Raw genomic sequence first — 18514 nt, forward strand, 5'->3', positions numbered from 1 at the left:
CCCCTATTCGCGCAGGTCGCAGCGCGAAGGGTGACCGATCGGAACTATTGGGATTCCGATTTCGACGTTGATGTACTTGCGCGCCGGCTGTATCTGAGCAGGCGTCAGCTCTACCGGTACCTCACGCCGTCGGGACAATCTCCCGCGGAGATGATCGTCGAACGTCGACTCGAGTGTGCGCGAGAGCTGTTGAGCGGCGAGGCCGACATCAGCATCGCCCGCCTTGCGCAATTCTCCGGCTTTCCGTCGGCCAACGCGCTGCGCAACAGGTTTCGGTCCCGATACGGCGTCACGCCGCAGGAGTTCCGACGTCGTCTGCAGGCGAACGACGACATCGCGGGCCTCATTCGCGACGATGGTGGCGTGAGTGGCTGAGGCTACGTCGACGCGACTCGACGACAGGGCGGTCGAGGCGTGGAAACATGAACTGAAGGCCGCGCGCCCTGATAGCTCGATGCTGATGCGCGGGGAGTCGGGAATCGCGGCCTATTCGGCCGGGTTCGGAAGGGTCACCGTCTCGGAGCCGGCCTCGTTCGTCGCGTCGGTGTTCTACCGGCCGTTGTCGGTAGTGCACGCGCTCTGCGCATTGTCGACGCCACGGCACACGGAACGTACAGCTGACGACGTAGCGGCGCAGGAGGGGCCGCCGCTGGTGATTGCCGCGGTACATCGCCTGGCGGGAACACTGCGCCTTCGCCAGTTCGGGAGGACGAAACGCTACCTCTCGAACCAACTGGCACTGATCACGACGGCCAGCCCGTTCGTGGGCGAGTTCGACGCTGTGTGCGAATCGGCGATGCTGATGATCCCGGCTCACAAGATCGACGACGGCCTCACGTCCGCGCGCAGCGGCATGTTGCCGACGATCGAGGAGACGACGTTGGGTCTGGCGACGGCGGGATTTGTGCGAGCGTTTGCCGTCGACGCCGCGGTGCGCAATCGGCCCGTGTCCGAAGAGGACGAGCTCGCCGCGATCAGCTTGATTCGTAGCACCATCGGCTACGTCGGCGCTCACCGCGTCGACAACACACGACTGGTCATCGCTGCCGCACGGGAGGCAACCGAGCGGCACTTCGCCGATCCGGAGTTCACCGCAGACGTGATGGCCGAACTACTGGGGATCGGTCGGCGACAGCTCTACCGACATTTCGTCGATTCGGAACAGTCGCCTGCAGAGCTCATCGTGGCACGACGGGTCGCCTACGTCCGTGAACTGCTCGACCAACACGATTCGTCGGCGCTCGACGTCGTTGCCGCGAAATCGGGCTTCACGTCAGCAGCATTGCTGCGCAAGCATTTTCGTGACGAGTTCAAGATGACTCCCAACGAGTATCGCGCCGCGGTGACCAGGGCGCGACCACAAGCCGACCGCGGCACGGCGCCGTCGACGTGACAGGGTCCCCGCGATGTGAGTTACTCGAAGCATGACCGATTCCACGGCCGTCGACCCCATTCGTGCTCGAGTCCACGAGCTGATGCCGCAGGCCCGCAGCGACCTCGCCGAGATGGTTGCCTTCAAATCCGTCTACGATCCCGCGGGCGAGCCGCCGCCCGACTGCGACGCGATGGTCGAGTGGCTGATCGCGACGTTCACCGAGGTCGGGGTGCGCGACGTCGAAGCGCATGTGACCGCCGACGGAAGCACGGCCGTGACCGGGCACATCCCGGGTCCGGCAGGCGCCCCGACCGTGCTGCTCTACTTTCACCACGACGTGCAACCGCCGATGGATCCCGACGCGTGGAAGTCTCCCGCATGGGAACTCACCGAACGCGACGGCCGCTGGTACGGGCGCGGTGCAGCAGATTGCAAGGGCAACATCGCCGTCCACCTCACCGCGCTGCGCGCTCTCGCGGGCGAGGCGGGAGTGAACATCAAGATCATCGGCGAAGGGTCGGAAGAGCAGGGCTCGGGAGGCATCGAGGACTTTGTGCCGAAACATCCCGAATTGCTCGACGCCGACGCCATTCTCATCTGCGACTCCGGCAACTGTACTGTGGGACAACCGACCTTGACGACGAGTCTTCGTGGTGTCGCCAATGTGGTCGTGAGCGTCGAAACACTGGAATCCGCAATGCATTCGGGCATGTTCGGTGGTGCGGCTCCCGACGCATTGGCGGCGTTGATCTCGATGCTCGCGAGCCTGCGTGACGAGCACGGCAACACCACTGTTCGCGGGCTGGATGCCACACAGGAATTCGACGGCATCGACTACCCCGCGGAGAACTTCCGGCGCGACGCCACTGTGCTCGACGGCGTGGATGTCGTTGGCTCCGGCCGTATTTCGGACATGGTGTGGGCTCGCCCGGCCGCAACGGTGCTCGGTATCGACTGTTCGCCGGTCGTCGGGTCGTCGGCTGCGGTGACCCCGCGTGCACGTGCACGCATCAACCTGCGGGTGCCGCCCGGCATGGACGCGAAGGTCGCTCAGGACGCGCTGATCGCGCATCTCGAAGAGGTCGCGCCCTGGCATGTGAAGATGTCGATCGAGCGCGAGGCCGTCGGGGCGCCGTTCTCCGGATCGACCGAGGGGCCTGCTTTCGACGCGTTGGTCGACGCGATGAGTTCCGCCTACGGGCGCGACGTGGTGATGCAGGGGCAAGGTGGATCGATTCCGCTGTGTACCGTGCTGCAGCAGACCTTTCCCGACGCCGAGATCATGCTGCTCGGCGTCGAAGAGCCGTCGTGTCTGATCCACGCGCCCAACGAGAGCGTCGACCCGTCGGAGATCGAGAATCTCGCCATCGCCGAGGCATTGTTCCTGCGCGACTACGTGCGGCCCGAGTAGTCGACTATTACTCGTTCTCTCCGCTGAAGCGTTGCAGCAGTAAGCCTTTCAATTCGGGGCGACTCGCGGCGACGAGGGTGAACGTCGCCTCGCGGGAGAGGCGGTCGGCGTCGCTTCCGACGACCAGCGCGCGGCCGCCGTCTGCCGCCACCAGCGCCGCGGCGGCGTCGACGGCCAGCTGTGCCCCGTCGGCGCGCGCGGCGAGCAGTGCGTCGGCGTCGGCGAGTGAGGTGTCGAGACGGGTGCGGATCTCGCTGCCGCGCTCGCGGAGTCGTCGCGCCTGCGCGGTTGCGCCGCCACGGTCGAGCAGCGCTGTGCAGCGGCGGAGGATGCCGAACGGCAGCGCGCCGTTGAGTCGGATGCCGATGTTCTGGGTGGCGAAGAAGTCGTCGAGCGCGACCCTGCTGACCACAAGGGCGTCGGGAACAGGGAGCGAATCCACGCGCAGGCTGACGGTGTGCGATGCGTTGCCCGCGGTGAGTCGCATCGGCGAGACCGTGATGGCTGCCGACATCGGGTGTGTGGGAACGATTGCGGCGATGTCGTCGGAGTCGACGTCGCGCGCCGAGATCTGCAGCAGGTCGATGTGGCCCCACCCGCTGACGAACGGCGCGTATCCCGAGAAGACCCAGCCGCCGTCGGTCCGCGACGCACTCATCCGTGGGGGTGTCGGAACGGCGCCCGCGTAGGCGACGCCTGCGCGGGCGCGGCCGGTCACGGCGTCGTCGAGGAGTTCGTCGCGCAGGGCGTCGTTGGTGGTGCCTGCCAGCGAGATGACGACACCGTGATGCTGTAGCCAGGTGAAGGCCGTGGAGAGACAGCCGCTGGTGAGGACCTCGATGATCTCGATGACCTGGGTGAGTTCGAGCCCCGGCCCGCCTACTGCTTGCGGTGCTGCGATGCCGTACAGCCCGGCGTCGGCGAGTGCCGTCCAGTGGGTGGCGGGGACCTCACCGGTGCGGTCGACTTCTGCGGCGTCGGGAAAGAGGAGGTCGTCGGCGATGCGGTACGCGGCGGCGATGAGTGCGGTGGGGCTTGGCGCGGTGTCCACGCGTTCAGGGTAATCGGCCCGGCGGTGAACTCGAGCCGAGTCCACCGCCTGGCCGGTCGATCACACGGTGCAGAGCGGCGAGTAGTCCGAGCGGCCACCCGTGATGGGGGAGATCAGGAAGGTGCACGAGTTGAAGCCCAGCGACTCCGTCTTGAGCCGCAGCATGTGAAGCTCCTCGTTGCTCACGACCTTTTGTCGGCTCAGCACGAAACCCGACAGCCGGTACGGGTCACCGACGATGGCGTACTCATACGGGCCCTTCGGATTCTTGCCATCTGCGACCCACGCGATCACGTAATTGGGGAACGAGCCGGTGTTGATCGTGTTGGGGATTCCCGGAAAGGACACCGCCAGCGCGGCATTGCTCTTCTTCGGGTCGACGACTGTCGCTTTTCCCTTGATGCCGTCGGGTTGCCCGGTGAAGCTGGTGCATTTGTTGTCGACGCCGACCGTCGTCGGATTGATCAGTGTGTACGTGGCGTTGGTGTCCTTGGCGCAGCGGACTCCGTAGAACGCCGGGATGGTTGCCTGCTGCCACCAGGTGCCGAGGTAGCGCTCGACGTCGAGATTCTTGACCGGCTGGAGCGTGGTGTCGGCGCGAGCGGGCGCGGGTATCGACAGCAGCGCTGTCATGGCGGCGAGCAGTGCTGTGGCGAGTACGACGAGAATCCGGACGGGACGCTGCGTGTGCATCGGACGACTCCTGGGGTCGGGTGGTGTTCTGGGAACGTTGCAGGATTCGACACCGACGACACGGTGGATGGGTTCGCGCGCCGCATTTGTCACGCAAGAAGCCGGGTCTGTCATACGAGGAGCCGGCGGCCGGTCAGCGCTCTCCCGTTTTCAGTCATTTTCTTGCCGACCGTCGACGCCGACCTGGGCTTTTCCTGGTCGGCACCGCGCAGAATGACCGAAAACGGGAATGACTGACAACGGGAATGAATGAAACGGGCGAGCCCTTGTCCAGGGCTCGCCCGCTTTCTGGTGTGAACTGGCAGGTCAGGAGATCAGCGTCAGACGACGTCGGGTTCCCAGGTGGACACGGCCCAGATGACAACGATGTCGAGGACGATGATCAGGATCGCCCACCACGGGTTGTAGGGCAGCCAGAGGAACTGCGCGATGATCGAGAGGGACGCGATGATGATCGCCGAGACCCGCGCCCATCCGGATCCGACCGCCAGGCCGCCCGCGACGATGATCGCGATGATGCCGATGATCAGATGAATCCAGCCCCACGTGGTGAGGTTGAATTTGTAGATGTAGTCGGGAGTGGCGACATAGAGGTTGTCGCCTGCGATCGCGGAGATTCCGGCGAATACTCCGACGATGCCTGCCACGAACAGAAGTGCAGCGGCCACGACGGTGATTCCGAATGCGGTGCCTTGTTTCGCCTCATACTTCTCGAACTCACTACTCATGTGCCCGTACCTTTCGCATTGTCGATTCTGATGAATTGGTCGCGCTGGTCGAGAGGTGATTGTCTGGTGTGGACACTAGTGACCACAGGGACAGATGTGTCCTTTTTGTGTGGTAGTGATGCCAAACCTTGTCTCAGAATGCGTTGTTCTGAGTCCTTGGGTGACCATGCGAGGTCGGATTGTGCTCCGTGCTTCGCGTTGTCCGCGTCTGGATTCGCGCCGCGCGGCCGCCTGTTCGTGCTGGCTGCAATCGGCACTCTGACCAGGCGATTTAGTAGCTGGGCGGTCGCGGGGGTAAGCTATCGCAGGTTGCACACGGGGTGTGGCGCAGCTTGGTAGCGCGCTTCGTTCGGGACGAAGAGGTCGTGGGTTCGAATCCCGCCACCCCGACAACGGATCTGGTTGAACCGGATCCGACAAAGCTTCTTGTGGTTGAGAAGTAGTAGCAGGCCCTGACCCGGAGTGATCCAGGTCAGGGCCTCCTCGTTTCTGGGGCTATCCCGTGTTCCTGTTGGGACGTCCGTATCGAGCCGCCTGTCCGTATCGAGCCGTCAGCTCGTCTCGGAGGCCAGCTGCGGCAGCGAGTGGTCTTCGTCGAACTCGGCGTCGCCGTGCGAGACCGGTGTGAGGGTCAGCAGGCTGGCCTCTGGGCGGCAGCAGAACCGCGCGGGCGCCCACGGCGAGGTGCCGAGTCCGGCACTGACGTGCAACTTCATCGACGTGCCCCAATTCGACGGTCCCTTGACGCGGGAACGGTCGAGGTGGCAGTTGGTGACGATCGCCCCGATGCCGGGCAGGCAGAGCTGTCCGCCGTGCGTGTGGCCCGCCATCACGAGGTCGTAGCCGTCGTCGGCGAAGCGGTCGAGGACGCGTGGCTCGGGCGAGTGCGTCAATCCCAGGCGCAGATGCGCGAGCGGGTTGGGCCGGCCTGCGATCGTGTCGTAGCGGTCGCGCTCGATGTGCGGGTCGTCGACGCCCGATGCGACGACGCGGACACCGGACACCTCGAGCTCACGCACGGAGTGCGTCGCGTCGAGCCAGCCACGCTCGATGAACGCCGCACGCAGATCCTGCCAGGGCAGCGGGGTGCCGTGGGTGCGCTCGTGATCGGTTTTGAAGTACTTGAGCGGGTTCTTGGGGCTCGGCCCGAAGTAGTCGTTGGAACCGAACACGAAAAGCCCTGGGCGCGAGAGCAATCCGCCGAGCGACTGAATCACGGCAGGTACCGCGCCGGGGTGGGCGAGGTTGTCGCCGGTGTTGACGACGAGGTCGGGTTCGAACGACTCGAGTTCAGATACCCACGCCTGCTTGAGACGTTGGTTCGGCATCATGTGGAGATCGCTGATGTGCAGGACGCGCAGTGGCGCGGCGCCCGGTTCGAGGACCGACATGGTGGCGTGCCGCAACGTGAAGGCGTTGCGCTCGATCACTGTCGAATAGAAGAGCCCGCCCGCGGCGAGGCCCGCCGCCGCGCCGAGGGCACGCGCGGTGCGATGCGACGACAATTGTTCGCGGACAAACCCAGACGGAGACAACGAACCGATAGACGACGACGCGACAGAAGAGGACGCGATAGACGAGAGTGCGGCCCGCACGCGTGATGCGGCATCCGTGTGGACATCAGACATTCACCCAGGATACGCGCCACCATGGTAGGCCAACCACCTCAACGGCACGCTTCGATGAGCTCACGCCAGCGGGCTCACCGGTCGGCGTCAGCCGGATGAGCTCACCGGTCGGCGTCAGCCGGGATCAACTCACCGTTCGGTGTCAGCCGGGGAGCTGGATCACCACCGGGCCGACGCCGGGCACCTGGACTGTGGTCTGAGTCGGGCCCGGGCTGTCGCCGCTGTCGTTCTTTCTGCCGTTGCTGACGTAGATCGTGACGGTGCTGCCCGGCATCGCAGAGTCGGACGGCGCTGTGAACACCACTGTGCCCTGCTGCCTGCTGCTGTCGACCTCGAGCTGGTTGACCTTGAAGCCCGCTTCTTGCAGACGCGACGTCGCGTCGCTGGCAGGCAGTCCCGTGACCTGCGGTATTCGACCGCTGTTGTTGCCGTTCATGTAGCGCGGGTCGGCGGGCGGGAGGCTGACAGGACCGAACTTCGTCGCGATCGGGGTGAGCGCTGAATACCACGTCCGAGCGGGTTCCATGCCGCCGTAGATGTCGCCCTCGCCGCACAGTCGTGCGGGTCCGGAACACACACCCGACGGGTTGGGGCCGTCGGAGTACACGTAGGTGGCCGCGGCCATCTGGTTGGTGAATCCGACGAACGCCGCCGAGCGGTGCGCTTCCGTCGTACCGGTCTTGCCCGATACCGGAAGGTTCCAGCCCGCTGCGCCTGCTGCGCCCGCGGACGTGCCGCCGCCCCTGTCGTCCTGGCTCATCAGATTGGCCATCGTGTTGGCCATACCGGGTTCGACGACCCGCTCGCATGCGGGCGGATTGAACGCGACCGGAGTGGTCGCGGGCTTGCCGTCGGGGTCGAGGACCGGGTTGCCGTACTGGTCACGCTTGATCTTGCTGATCGACTTGACCGGGTTCGGCGGACACCACATGCCGCCGGAGCCGAGCGTCGCGGCCACGTTCGAGAGCTCGATGGCGTTGACCGGCCAGGGGCCGAGGGTGAACGAACCGAGATTGCCGTCCTTGACGTACTGCGCGATGCTCTTGTCGCCGAAACCCGACGAGCCGGGCACCGTGTATGAACGCATGCCGAGGCGAACGGCCATATCGACCGCGGGCTTCACGCCGACCTGCTGCAACAACTTCACGAACGCCGTGTTGGGCGACTGCGCGAGCGCCTGCGTGATCGACATCGACGCCGGATACTTACCGTCGTTCTTGACGCAGTAATAGTTGACCGGGCAGCCGAAGGCACCGCCGCTGTCGCCCATGCCCTCAACCGCGATGCTGCCGGGAACGGGGATGTTGGAGTTTCCCGGCAACCCCTTCTCGAGGCCCGCGGCGACGGTGAAGATCTTGAAGACCGAGCCCGCGCCGTCGCCGACCAGCGAGAAGGGCTGTGGCTGCACGGTCTGCATTGCGTTGGCATTGAGTCCGTAGTTGCGGCTCGATGCCATCGACAGAACGTCGTGCGACTTGGTGCCCGGCCGGATCACGCTCATGACCGCGGCGACACCGTCGGCGTCGGGGCTGACATTGGCCTGTGCGGACCGCACGCTGTTGCGCTGCACCTCGGGCTCGAGAGTGGTCTGGATGATGTAGCCGCCGCGGGTCACAGACGATCGCGACATGCCGTTCTCGGCCAGGAACTGCAGTGCGTAGTCGCAGAAGAAGCCGTTGTTGTCGGCGCCGATGCAGCCCTGCACCGGCGTCCGCGGCTGGGGAAGGACTCCGAGTGGGGCCTTCTTGGCAGCTTCGAGCTCGACGCGTCGGTCGGGGAAGTTGGCGATCATCGTGTCGAGGACGGTGTTGCGTCGGACGGTCGCCGCTTCGGGATTGCTGTAGGGGTTGAGCGCGGAACTCGACTGCACCATGCCCGCGAGCAGCGCCGATTCGCCTACGGTCAGATCCTTGGCGCTCTTGCCGAAGTATGTCTGTGCCGCGGCCTCGATGCCGTAGGCGTTATTGCCGAAGGGCACGACATTGAGGTAGCGGGTGACGATCTGCTTCTTCGCCTCCTGCTTGGCCGCGGCGTCGTCGAGTCCCTTTCGTTTTGCCTCGTCGCGCAGCGACTGCTCCATCGTGAGCGCCATGCGCACCTCACGCAGCTTGCGGGCGGGGGTCGTCTCGATGGCGGCCTGGCGGTCGGCCTCGGTGCGGGCCAGCACGAGGAGTTGGTAGTTCTTGATGTACTGCTGATCGAGCGTCGACGCGCCCTGCTGGACCTCGCCCGACGACGAGTTCTTGAGGAAGGCGCGGATCGTGCCCTTCCAGTCGACGCCGTCGTGCTCGAGGAAGCGTCTGTCCTCGATCGAGATGATCGCGCGGATCATGTCGGGGGAGATGTCGTTGTATCCGACCTGGTACCTGTACTGATCGAAGAGTCGTGCGATGGGTGTCCCCGCCGCGTCGGTCATCGTGGTGACCTCGGGCAGTGTTCCGCTGAGCAACTCCGACGAGACGTTCTCCACTGCCGACGCCGCGCGATTCGACGCGATACCCACGCCGCTGGCCACGGGATAGAGCAATCCGGCTACGAGCACGCCGGCCAGCACGCATGCCCCTGCGAGCGACCACAGCTTCTTCGACTTCGGCACTCGGACAGGATACGTGTGATTTCTGAGACAACCGTTTGGCCCGCCGGTGAGGTGCCCGATGGTCTCAGATCGAACGCTCCGTCTGCATGAATCGACGCTCGGCGCCGATCCGACGGGGGTTTGTCGGGACGCTTTTGTCGGTTTCCCTGCGAGTTTGCACGGTTGTGCCATTTTTCTCCGGCTCAGGGGTTGCGGTCACATGCACAGATCCTTAGATTGAGTGCAGAATGTGACTCACATAACAACAGTGACGAGAAGTGGCACGAGCATCTCTGAATCGTTCGACCACCTCAGAAATCGGTGACGTGGTGTTGGAGGCGAGCATTCGCCGGCAACGACGCAGGGTCGTTGTGCCGGGCACGGGTCGCGCACAGCGCGCAACGACAAAAGACAGGGGTCGGCTCATGGCGACATCGGCGGTATCGACCAACGAAACTCGACTGACGTGGGTGGCACGGGCACGCTGCCGCGGTGAGGACCCCGACGAGCTCTTCGTTCGTGGAGCGGCTCAACGTAAGGCCGCAGTCATCTGCCGTCACTGCCCGGTGCAACTCGAATGTGGAGCCGACGCCCTCGACAACCGCGTCGAATTCGGTGTGTGGGGTGGCATGACCGAACGTCAGCGTCGTGCGTTGTTGCGTCAGCATCCCGAGGTGACCTCGTGGGCAGAGTTCTTCGCGGCTCAGCGTCGACGCCGTGAGGTATCTGTCGGTTGATTTCGCCGTCGGTTGATCCCGCCCCGGGTTCAACCCCAGGGTGAACGGGGAAACCCGTTGCGCAAGAACGAGATCAGCAACGCGTTGAGTGCGTCGGGTTGCTCCGCCGGCACCATGTGACTGCCCGGCAGTACCGCCAGACGCGCGTGCGGGAGCGCGGCCACGACCGCCGAACTGTGCTCGAGGGTGACCTCGTCGTGATCGCCCTGCAGAACCATCGTCGGAGTCGTGATCGGCGCCAACGAATCCAGATCTATCTGCGGTTCAGTGGCGAACAGGTGCTTCATCTTTGCGTCGAACGTCGTGAAATGGTCGGCGCCATCGGGCGACAGTGCCGCGTACTGCGACCGCAGGCCCGCCATCGCACTCCCGGAATCGAGCAGTTCGGTCAACGCGCTGTCGGCAACCTTGCCGTCGTCGTTGTAGTACTGGCCGATCAACACCATGCGCGTGATCTTCTCGGCGCGCTCGCGCGCGGCCAGCACGGCCACAGCGGCACCGTCGCTCCAGCCGACGAGATGTGCCGGACCCTCGACGTGATTCTCGAGATACGCGATCGTGTCGTCGGCCATCGCCTGATATGTGATCGGGCCGTCGACGTCGGGCGTCCGCGCGTGCCCCCGACGTTCGGGGACGTGCACGCGGAATCCGGCCTCGACCAACACCGGCGCGGTGAGCGCCCACGACGTAGCCCCGCCGTACCCGCCGTGCAGCAGGACGACGGGCGGTCCGCTCCCCGCGACCTCGTGCCATTCGCGATGGCCCGCGACGTCGACGTAGGACCCTTCGAATCCGCGGAGCGTCGGGGTCGGCTGCGTGCGTGCCCGCCGACGTTGCGCCATCAGATACTCAGCCCCTGCCGGTGATCTCTTCCGCGACGGCGTGCAGGGCGTCGAGGTCGGCGACCTCGAACGGCAGCGACGGAACGCCGACGATCGGAACTGTCGGGTGCGACGCGGTAAACCGTTGCAGGAGATGCAGTTCGCGTTTGCCGGCTGCCGCGCGCGCGGCGTGCAGTCTCAGCACGCCTTCGGTGAGGTCGTCGGAAACTCTCTCCAGTGCGACGTGGGCGGCCTCTTCGGAGATGCTCGTCAGGTTGGGATGTGTGCGGTTGAGGATCAAGCCCGCCAACGGCATCGACTCCTCGCTGAGTCGGTCGACGAAGAACGCCGCCTCGCGCAGGGCGTCGGGCTCGGCCGCCGCGACCACCGCAAACCGGGTGCCGGGTTGTTTGAGCAGCTCATAGGTGCGCAGTGCGCGCTCCTGGAATCCGCCGAACATCGAATCCAGCGATTGCACGAATGTCGCGACGTCGCGCAGCATGTCGCCGCCGATGATCGTCGACACACCGCGCATCGCGAGGCTCATCGCGCCGGTGACCATGCGCCCGACGCCGCGCCCGCCGCCGACGAGCACCTTCATCAGGCGCCCCGACAAGAACGACCCGAGGCGTTGCGGGGCGTCGAGGAAGTCGAGTGCATTCCGCGACGGCGGGGTGTCGACGACGATGAGGTCCCAGCGATCCTGCTCGAGCAGCTTGCCGAGCTTCTCCATCGCCATGTACTCCTGCGTGCCGGAGAACGACGACGCGACGGTCTGATAGAAGGAGTTCTCCATGATCGCCGCCGCGCGCTCGGGCGTCGAATGTTCGAGCACCATGTCGTCGAACGTGCGCCGCATGTCGAGCATCATCGCGTCGAGCGAGCCGGAACCGTCGGCGGTGAGCGGTGAGACGCTGACCGGCTGGGGGTCGTTGGTCAGCTCGGTCATGCCGAGCGACTGTGCGAGCCGTCGAGCGGGGTCGATGGTGAGAACCGCGACGTTGCGGCCGTGCTCCGCGGCGTAGACGGCCATCGCGGCGGCAGTCGTCGTCTTGCCGACACCGCCTGCGCCACAACAGATTACGACGCGGGTTTCCGGATCGGTGAGGACCGAGCCCATCTTGAGGTCGAGCGGCATCACGCACCGGCTTTCTGCAGCAGGTTGGCCAATTCGTAGAGCGAGCCGAGGTCGATGCCCTCGTTGAGCAGTGGTAGCTCGAGTGTCGGCACCTCGACCTCGTCGAGCTGGGCCTTGGCGACCTGCTGGGCCTGCAGGCGCGTCGCGTGCTCGATGCTCTCGGTGAGCAGACCCGCGAGGTCGGTCTCGGAGACCGGCATCTGTGCGTCGGCGAGACTCGACGCGATCCTTGGGGCGTCGATGACTCCCTCGGCGATCGCGTCGATCTGGTCGGCGGGCAGGTAGACGGGGCTGACCTTGTTGATGATGAGCGTTCCGACGTTGACGTCCTTGGACCGCAGGTCGTCGACGGCCTCGACGGTTTCCTGGATGGGCATCGCCTCGAGGAGTGTCACCAGGTGGACGACGGTCTCGTCGGAGTGCAGCAGCCGGGCGACGCCGTCGCTCTGATTGCGGATCGGTCCGGTCTTCGCGAGATCGGCCATCGCGGTGGTGACGTCGAGGAAGTTGCCGATCCGGCCGGTCGGCGGGGCGTCGACGACCACGGCGTCGTACACGCGGTTGCCCGCCTTGTCGGTGTGGATGATGCGCTCTTTGATCTTGCCGGTGAGCAGCACGTCGCGAAGGCCGGGCGCGACCGTCGTAACGAAATCGATTGCGCCGATGCGCTTCATCGCGCGCCCGGCGAACCCCAGGTTGTAGAACATGTCGAGGTATTCGAGCAGGGCGTGTTCGATGTCGATGGCCAGCGCCCACACCTCGCCGCCCCCTTCGGCGGTGGCGATGCGGGTGTCGTTCGGCGGGAGGGGCGGGATGTCGAAGAGCTGCGCGATTCCCTGACGCCCCTCGCACTCGACGAGCAGCACCCGTTTACCGTCGGCGGCCAGCGCCAACGCCAGTGCTGCGGCGACGGTTGTCTTACCCGTCCCGCCCTTGCCGGAGACGAAGTGCAGGCGGGCCCGCGAAGCGCTGTCGGGCCAGGTGTTCTCCGCTTCGTCGGCGGTGCCTGGCAGTGTCTGCCCGTCGGCTGTTTTGTCGGCCACAGGTTCACCTTAGATGCTGGGTCTCTCGGGTTAGGGTGGGTCCATGACTGAAGTGACCGCCTGGGAGTACGCGACGGTGCCGCTGCTGACGCACGCCACGAAACAGATCCTCGACACCTGGGGTGCCGACGGATGGGAACTGGTCAGCGTGCTGCCCGGCCCGACCGGCGAACAACACGTGGCATATCTCAAGCGACCCAAGGGCTGAGGAGCGATCCATGAGCTGGAGTGAGCGACTTCCGCAGATCGGCATCACCCTGCCTCCGGCGGCCAAGCCGGTGGCCAACTACGTTCCGGCCGTGCGCATCGGTGACCTGGTCTACACGTCGGGGCAGTTGCCCTTCGTGTCGGGCAAACTCGAGTTTCGGGGCAAGGTCCACGAGGGTGCAGACGGCACCGTCACGCCGGAGCAGGCGGTCAGTGCTGCCAGGCAGTGCACACTCAATGCGCTGTCGGCGATCGACGCGCTCGTCGGACTCGACTCGATCACTCGCATCGTGAAGGTGACCGGATACGTCTCCTCCGGTCCGGGCTTCTCCGGCCAGCCGCAGGTGCTCAACGGGGCGTCGGATCTGCTCGCCGACATCTTCGGCGAAGCCGGCGTCCACGCGCGCTCGGCAGTCGGCGTCGCCGAACTCCCGCTGGCGTCGCCGGTCGAGGTCGAGCTGATCGTCGAGGTCACGCCCGAGTCGTGATGCCCACCAACTGGTGAGTATCGACGTCGTAGTCCTCCTCGTCGCGGCCGTCGCCGCGGGTTGGGTCGACGCCGTCGTCGGCGGCGGCGGGCTGATCATGATTCCGGCGCTGCTGATCACCAACCCCGGTCTGGTTCCTGCGACGGCGCTGGGCACCAACAAGCTGATGGCGATCTTCGGGACGTCGTCTGCCGCGTGGCGTTACTCGCGTCGGGTACCGATGGATGTTCGACGCCTCGCCCCGGTCTTCGCCTGTGCGGTCGTCTTCTCGGCGCTGGGTGCGCTCGTCGCGGGTCTGCTGCCCGCCGACGTGTTCACCCCGATCGTGCTGGTCTTGCTGGTCGCGGTGGGCCTGTTCGTCGCACTCAACCCGCGTTTCGGCTCCCACGACGTGACGGGAAAGTCGCGCCGGTCCATCATTCTCGGGTTGGTGATCTGCGGTGTCGTCATAGCCTTCTACGACGGCGTGCTCGGTCCCGGTACCGGCACGTTCCTGATCATCACGCTGACAGCGCTCGTCGGCACGAGCTTTCTGGAGAGCTCGGCGATGGCCAAGGTCATCAACACGGGAACCAACCTTGGTGCGCTCGCGGTGTTCGCGGCGCAGGGGCACGTGATGTGGCTCCTCGGACTGGCGCTGGCCGTCGGGAACATCGCAGGCGCCCAACTGGGATCGCATATGGCGCTGGGGCGAGGGAGCTCGTTCGTGCGGTGGGTGCTGCTCGTGGTGGTCGTCGTGATGGTCGCGAAGCTCGGCTTCGATATGGTCGGCACACCGGATCGAAGTCGGGGGTGAAGCCATGGTCGGTGCGATCGGCATCGTGACGCTCGGTATCGGCGGTGGCGACTCGCTCGGTGAGGTCGAGTTGCGCATCGCCGGAGGCACCGAGCGGTACCTCGCGCAGGCGCGCGAGGCCATCGACGAGGGCGAGAACATCCTCGTGATCGGTGTGCTGCCCGGGCGCGTCGTCGACGTCGAACGGTGGATCGCCCCGCCCGACGGCGTGTAGAGGCATCGCCGTCTTCAGGCGCTGCCGTATGCCGGGCCGCAATGTGATCCCGGGCTGCAGCGTGCGGGGCGTCGGACAAAAGGAACGACGCGGTGGATGGTCGCCGCGTCGGTTACGGCATGCTGTACCCGACCCAACGCAGAGGAGTGTTCATGCTCGGCTACCACGTTCCCGAACCGGACGAGGCGATGTTGATCTCGGGCAAGAAGTCCGGTGACGAAGGCGCGCCGTTCGTTGTCGTTGTCGGACACGGCAAATGGGTGATGCCCTTCTTCCGTAAGGTGCGCTACCTGTCAATGGCGTTGCACGAGGCGTCGATTCGCGAGGTGTGTGTGACGACGCAGGGCATTCAGTTGAATGTGCGCGCCGTGATCGCGCACAAGGTCGGCGGCGACGTCGTGTCCATCGTGAACGCCGGTCAGCGTTTCATCTCGGAGCAGGAGGCCGAGATGAATCAGCTCACCGGACAAGTCTTTTCGGGCCACCTGCGTTCGATCGTCGGCTCGATGACCGTCGAGCAGATCATCCGTGAGCGCGACACGCTCGCCCGGCAGGTGCTCGAGGCGTCGAAGCGCGAGATGGGCTCGATCGGTTTGGTCGTCGACTCCTTCCAGATCCAGTCGATCGACGACATGGACTCGGGGTACATCAACGCCCTCGCGGCACCGAACATCGCCAAGGTGCAGCGTGAGGCCGCCGTCGAGCGTGCCCGCGCCGATCAGGAGGCCGCCAAGGCGCAGCAGGAATCACTGCGCAACCAGGCCGACTACGAGCGTGAGACGTCGATCAAGCGCGCGCAGATCAAGTCGGAGACCGACAAGGCCAATGCCGAGGCGGCGCAGGCGGGTCCGCTCGCAGAGGCGCGCGTGAATCAAGAGATCATCCGCGAACAGTCGGTGTTGGCGCAGGCGCAAGCCGATCTCCGTGAGCAGCAACTGATCTCGGAGGTCGTGAAGCCTGCGGAGGCCGAGGCTCGACGCACCCAGATTCTCGCCGAGGCCGAGGCGAAGGCCGTCGAGATCTCCTCGGAGGCGGCGGCGAAGAACAACCGGATCGCACTCGACCAGCAATTGATCGAGCAGTTGCCCGACCTCGTCGCCGAGGTCGCCAAGGGGCTCGGCTCGGCCAACCTGACCGTGTACAACGGCGCCGAGGGGGTCAACGAGATCATGACCGGCGTGATCACCCAGGGCGCCGGGTTGCTGCGCAGCCTGCAGGACCAGCTGCAGGTGGGGCCGGCCGTCGAACAGAGTCAGAACGGTTCCGGCCAGTAGCGGAAACTATGGGTTGGTGCGGCGTGAGTGAGCCGGGGGAGGGCTGTCGGGTTCGGTCGGTGTGAGCCGCATTACGCTGTGTGCATGACGACTCCAGGCGATCGCGACGCCCCTGCCGCCGGTGAATCCGACGCCGCTGAATCCGACGCCGCAGAATCCGACGCCGCAGAATCCGAAACTCCCACGGCATCCGACGCCTCTGCCGCGCAGCATCCCGCGTACGGGGTGCTGCGCGAGGTGACGCCGTTCGCGTCGGTTCTGTTGTGCGACAACCCCGGAATGATGGAGCTCGACGGCACCAACACCTGGGTGCTGCGTGCTCCGGGAAGTGCCGAGTGCGTCGTCGTCGACCCCGGGCCGCGTAAGCGTAAGAAGCACGTCAAGCGCATCGCCGAGCAACCGGGAATCGCGTTGACGCTGATCACGCACCGGCACGGTGACCACACCGGCGCGATCAAGGCGCTGCACAAGTACACCGGCGGGCCGACGCGGGCGCGGCTTGCCGAACACTCGCGTGGCGCAGCACCTCTCGCCGACCGCGAGGTCATCGAGGTCGCCGGGCTGAAGATCACGGTGCTGCACACGCCGGGGCACACCGGCGATTCGGTGAGCTTTCTCGTCGAGTGGGAGGACCAGCGCGCGGTTCTCACCGGCGACACGATCCTCGGAAGTGGCACCACCGTGCTGGATCCCAGCGACGGCACGCTGCGCGACTACCTGAACTCGTTGAACCGGTTGATCGTCGAGGGTGAGGGTGCGACGCTACTGCCCGCGCATGGCCCCGACCATCCCGACCTCGGCCCTGTCGCGCGGTACTACAAGAAGCACCGCGAGGATCGGCTCGACCAGATCGTCGCCGCGCTCGACGACATGGGTGTCTCGGCGAAGAATGCGAAGCCCATGAAGGTGGTCCGCAAGGTCTACGCCGACGTCGACAAGAAGCTCTGGCCTGCCGCCCGTATGTCGGTCAAGGCGCAGTTGGACTACCTGAAGGCGACCTAGGAGGAACTGAAGCGTAGGAGAGCCGAACTAGCGCGCGCGGCGCGCGAGTCGCTCGGAGTCGGCGATCAGGACGCTCTTGCCTTCGAGGCGCAGCCAGCCGCGCTGTGCGAAGTCGGCGAGCGCCTTGTTCACGGTTTCGCGGGATGCGCCGACGAGCTGGGCGATCTCTTCCTGCGTCAGGTCGTGGGTGACGCGCAGTGCGCCGCCCTCCTGGGTGCCGAAGCGCTGTGCGAGCTGCAGGAGCTGCTTGGCAACGCGTCCGGGGACGTCGGTGAAGATCAGGTCGGCGAGGTTGTTGTTGGTACGACGCAGGCGTCGGGCCAACACGCGCAGCAACTGCTCGGCGATCTCGGGGCGATCCTTGATCCAGGCGCGCAGCGCGTCGCGGTCCATCGACACGGCACGGACCTCGGTGACCGTGGTGGCCGACGACGTGCGCGGGCCCGGGTCGAAGATGGAGAGTTCGCCGAACATGTCGGACGGTCCCATGATGGTCAGCAGGTTCTCGCGTCCGTCGGGTGAGCGTCGTCCGACCTTCACCTTGCCCGACAGGATGATGTAGAGGCGGTCTCCCGGCTCTCCCTCATGGAAGATCACGTGTCCGCGCGGAAAATCCACGGGCTGTAGTTGCTTGGTCAGCGCCGCGACAGCGGAGGGCTCCACACCCTGGAAAATTCCCGCCCGCGCCAGTACTTCCTCCACCTAAGGAACCTTTCTCATCAGCCGCGTGAACGACACACGCACTCAGCAACGCTACTCTCGCCCTGAAGCATATGTGTTGGATGGGTCACTAGCGCCACTTTGGGGCCGTGTTGCGCGTGCTGAATTGATGTTCCGGCGCGGCAGTGTGAATTGTTCGGGATCACCTGGGGAGCGCGTGCTCACCGAGAGTTCGACGACGTCGACGTGGTTGCCCACGAGAGTCGGACGGCGGTCGCGCTCAGCTCGCGCGACGCTCGCGCAGCTCGTCGAGCGCTGCGGGAAAACCGTCCCTGGCCAGCGTGTCCACGTGCTGGGACTCGGCCGATTGCAGAAACTCCTCGACGTTGTCGCGGGAGACGCTGAGCCGGTCCGTGTGGTGCTGAACCTTCTCCATCGCGAGTGCGAAAAGCATCAACACAGCAGGGAAGAGCAGTGCGGCGAGTCCTTGCATACCGATCAGTAAACACCGACCGCCGACGAGGCTCATAACTGGAATCGTCGCCTTCACTGACTTGTTATCAAGCCGTCGCCACCGACCTGGTCGGAGTCGATCGCTAACCTGAAGCGTGTGAGTGCACGTAAGTCGGCAGCGGGAGCCAGGACGGAAACCCATCTCGGTCTGGTTCGCCGT

At 65.5% G+C, this 18514-nt stretch carries 20 protein-coding genes and 1 tRNA gene; 11 read left to right on the forward strand and 10 right to left on the reverse strand.

All coding sequences use genetic code 11. The annotated features are described in order from the left end of the window. From GOSPT_RS19265 to GOSPT_RS19275, 3 genes are all read left to right on the forward strand, one after another. On the forward strand, window positions 1–375 hold a 375-nt coding region (locus tag GOSPT_RS19265), incomplete at its 5' end, for a helix-turn-helix domain-containing protein (protein ID WP_005208235.1). After that, complete coding sequence (locus tag GOSPT_RS19270; RefSeq protein WP_005208237.1) at window positions 368–1393, forward strand: AraC family transcriptional regulator; 1026 nt, start codon at window positions 368–370, stop codon at window positions 1391–1393. The genes GOSPT_RS19265 and GOSPT_RS19270, both read left to right, overlap by 8 nt. A 31-nt stretch (window positions 1394–1424) precedes the next feature. Continuing rightward, window positions 1425–2786 carry a dipeptidase gene (locus tag GOSPT_RS19275; RefSeq protein ID WP_005208238.1) on the forward strand — a complete coding sequence of 454 codons (1362 nt, stop codon included), beginning with the start codon at window positions 1425–1427 and terminating at the stop codon, window positions 2784–2786. Window positions 2787–2793: 7 nt separating this feature from the next. On the opposite strand, the gene GOSPT_RS19280 is transcribed toward GOSPT_RS19275, so the two are convergent. From GOSPT_RS19280 to GOSPT_RS19290, 3 genes are all read right to left on the reverse strand, one after another. Beyond that, the gene (locus GOSPT_RS19280) at window positions 2794–3837 is read right to left on the reverse strand and encodes an acyl-CoA dehydrogenase family protein (protein ID WP_005208245.1); all 1044 of its coding nucleotides are present in this window, start codon (window positions 3835–3837) and stop codon (window positions 2794–2796) included. A gap of 60 nt (window positions 3838–3897) precedes the next feature. Continuing rightward, window positions 3898–4530, reverse strand: coding sequence for a lipocalin family protein (locus GOSPT_RS19285; protein ID WP_005208247.1), 633 nt, complete (start codon window positions 4528–4530; stop codon window positions 3898–3900). Window positions 4531–4850: 320 nt separating this feature from the next. Further along, window positions 4851–5258, reverse strand: coding sequence for a DUF7144 family membrane protein (locus GOSPT_RS19290; RefSeq protein ID WP_005208248.1), 408 nt, complete (start codon window positions 5256–5258; stop codon window positions 4851–4853). Between the two features lie 316 nt (window positions 5259–5574). On the opposite strand from GOSPT_RS19290, the gene GOSPT_RS19295 reads away from it, so the two are divergent. Next, a tRNA-Pro gene (locus GOSPT_RS19295) sits at window positions 5575–5648 on the forward strand. A 161-nt stretch (window positions 5649–5809) separates the two neighbouring features. Here GOSPT_RS19295 and GOSPT_RS19300 read toward each other — a convergent pair. Next, window positions 5810–6886 carry a metallophosphoesterase gene (locus tag GOSPT_RS19300; RefSeq protein ID WP_005208249.1) on the reverse strand — a complete coding sequence of 359 codons (1077 nt, stop codon included), beginning with the start codon at window positions 6884–6886 and terminating at the stop codon, window positions 5810–5812. A gap of 142 nt (window positions 6887–7028) precedes the next feature. Further along, window positions 7029–9482, reverse strand: a complete 2454-nt coding sequence (locus GOSPT_RS19305; RefSeq protein ID WP_005208250.1) for a penicillin-binding protein — start codon at window positions 9480–9482, stop codon at window positions 7029–7031. A 404-nt stretch (window positions 9483–9886) separates the two neighbouring features. On the opposite strand from GOSPT_RS19305, the gene GOSPT_RS19310 reads away from it, so the two are divergent. Then, on the forward strand, window positions 9887–10198 hold the full coding sequence (locus GOSPT_RS19310; protein ID WP_005208251.1) for a WhiB family transcriptional regulator: 312 nt from the start codon (window positions 9887–9889) through the stop codon (window positions 10196–10198). Window positions 10199–10227: 29 nt separating this feature from the next. Here GOSPT_RS19310 and GOSPT_RS19315 read toward each other — a convergent pair whose 3' ends face one another. The 3 genes from GOSPT_RS19315 to bagA are packed head-to-tail and all read right to left on the reverse strand — an operon-like array spanning window position 10228 to window position 13200. After that, window positions 10228–11040, reverse strand: coding sequence for an alpha/beta fold hydrolase (locus GOSPT_RS19315; protein ID WP_005208252.1), 813 nt, complete (start codon window positions 11038–11040; stop codon window positions 10228–10230). Window positions 11041–11047: 7 nt separating this feature from the next. Beyond that, window positions 11048–12157: an ArsA family ATPase gene (bagB, locus tag GOSPT_RS19320; RefSeq protein ID WP_005208253.1), complete on the reverse strand. Its 1110-nt coding sequence runs from the start codon at window positions 12155–12157 to the stop codon at window positions 11048–11050. After that, window positions 12157–13200: an ATPase BagA gene (bagA, locus tag GOSPT_RS19325; RefSeq protein WP_005208254.1), complete on the reverse strand. Its 1044-nt coding sequence runs from the start codon at window positions 13198–13200 to the stop codon at window positions 12157–12159. The genes bagB and bagA overlap by 1 nt, the downstream gene beginning before the upstream one ends. A 43-nt stretch (window positions 13201–13243) precedes the next feature. Here bagA and sp36 point away from each other — a divergent pair, with 43 nt between their 5' ends. The 6 genes from sp36 (at window position 13244) to GOSPT_RS19350 (ending at window position 17181) form a co-directional block, all read left to right on the forward strand. Continuing rightward, window positions 13244–13408 (forward strand): Sp36 family protein, encoded by a 165-nt coding sequence (sp36, locus tag GOSPT_RS23490; RefSeq protein ID WP_005208255.1) that lies wholly within the window; start codon window positions 13244–13246, stop codon window positions 13406–13408. A 10-nt stretch (window positions 13409–13418) separates the two neighbouring features. Next, a complete protein-coding gene (locus tag GOSPT_RS19330; protein ID WP_005208256.1) occupies window positions 13419–13895 on the forward strand; it encodes a RidA family protein in 477 nt (158 codons plus the stop codon). A gap of 19 nt (window positions 13896–13914) precedes the next feature. Next, window positions 13915–14691, forward strand: a complete 777-nt coding sequence (locus GOSPT_RS19335) for a sulfite exporter TauE/SafE family protein (RefSeq protein ID WP_039856753.1) — start codon at window positions 13915–13917, stop codon at window positions 14689–14691. Window positions 14692–14695: 4 nt separating this feature from the next. Further along, a complete protein-coding gene (locus tag GOSPT_RS19340) occupies window positions 14696–14905 on the forward strand; it encodes an NfeD C-terminal domain-containing protein (protein WP_005208260.1) in 210 nt (69 codons plus the stop codon). A 152-nt stretch (window positions 14906–15057) separates the two neighbouring features. Beyond that, complete coding sequence (locus GOSPT_RS19345; RefSeq protein ID WP_039856754.1) at window positions 15058–16179, forward strand: flotillin family protein; 1122 nt, start codon at window positions 15058–15060, stop codon at window positions 16177–16179. 84 nt (window positions 16180–16263) lie between these two features. Beyond that, a complete protein-coding gene (locus tag GOSPT_RS19350; protein ID WP_005208270.1) occupies window positions 16264–17181 on the forward strand; it encodes an MBL fold metallo-hydrolase in 918 nt (305 codons plus the stop codon). Between the two features lie 27 nt (window positions 17182–17208). Here the strand turns inward: GOSPT_RS19350 and GOSPT_RS19355 are convergent, their stop codons facing one another. Both GOSPT_RS19355 and GOSPT_RS19360 read right to left on the reverse strand, forming a co-directional pair. Further along, window positions 17209–17883 (reverse strand): Crp/Fnr family transcriptional regulator, encoded by a 675-nt coding sequence (locus tag GOSPT_RS19355; protein WP_005171581.1) that lies wholly within the window; start codon window positions 17881–17883, stop codon window positions 17209–17211. 238 nt (window positions 17884–18121) lie between these two features. Beyond that, window positions 18122–18334, reverse strand: coding sequence for a hypothetical protein (locus GOSPT_RS19360; protein WP_005171585.1), 213 nt, complete (start codon window positions 18332–18334; stop codon window positions 18122–18124). Window positions 18335–18514 lie beyond the last annotated feature (180 nt).

The organism is Gordonia sputi NBRC 100414 (genome assembly GCF_000248055.1).
Classification (GTDB): Bacteria; Actinomycetota; Actinomycetes; order Mycobacteriales; family Mycobacteriaceae; genus Gordonia; species Gordonia sputi.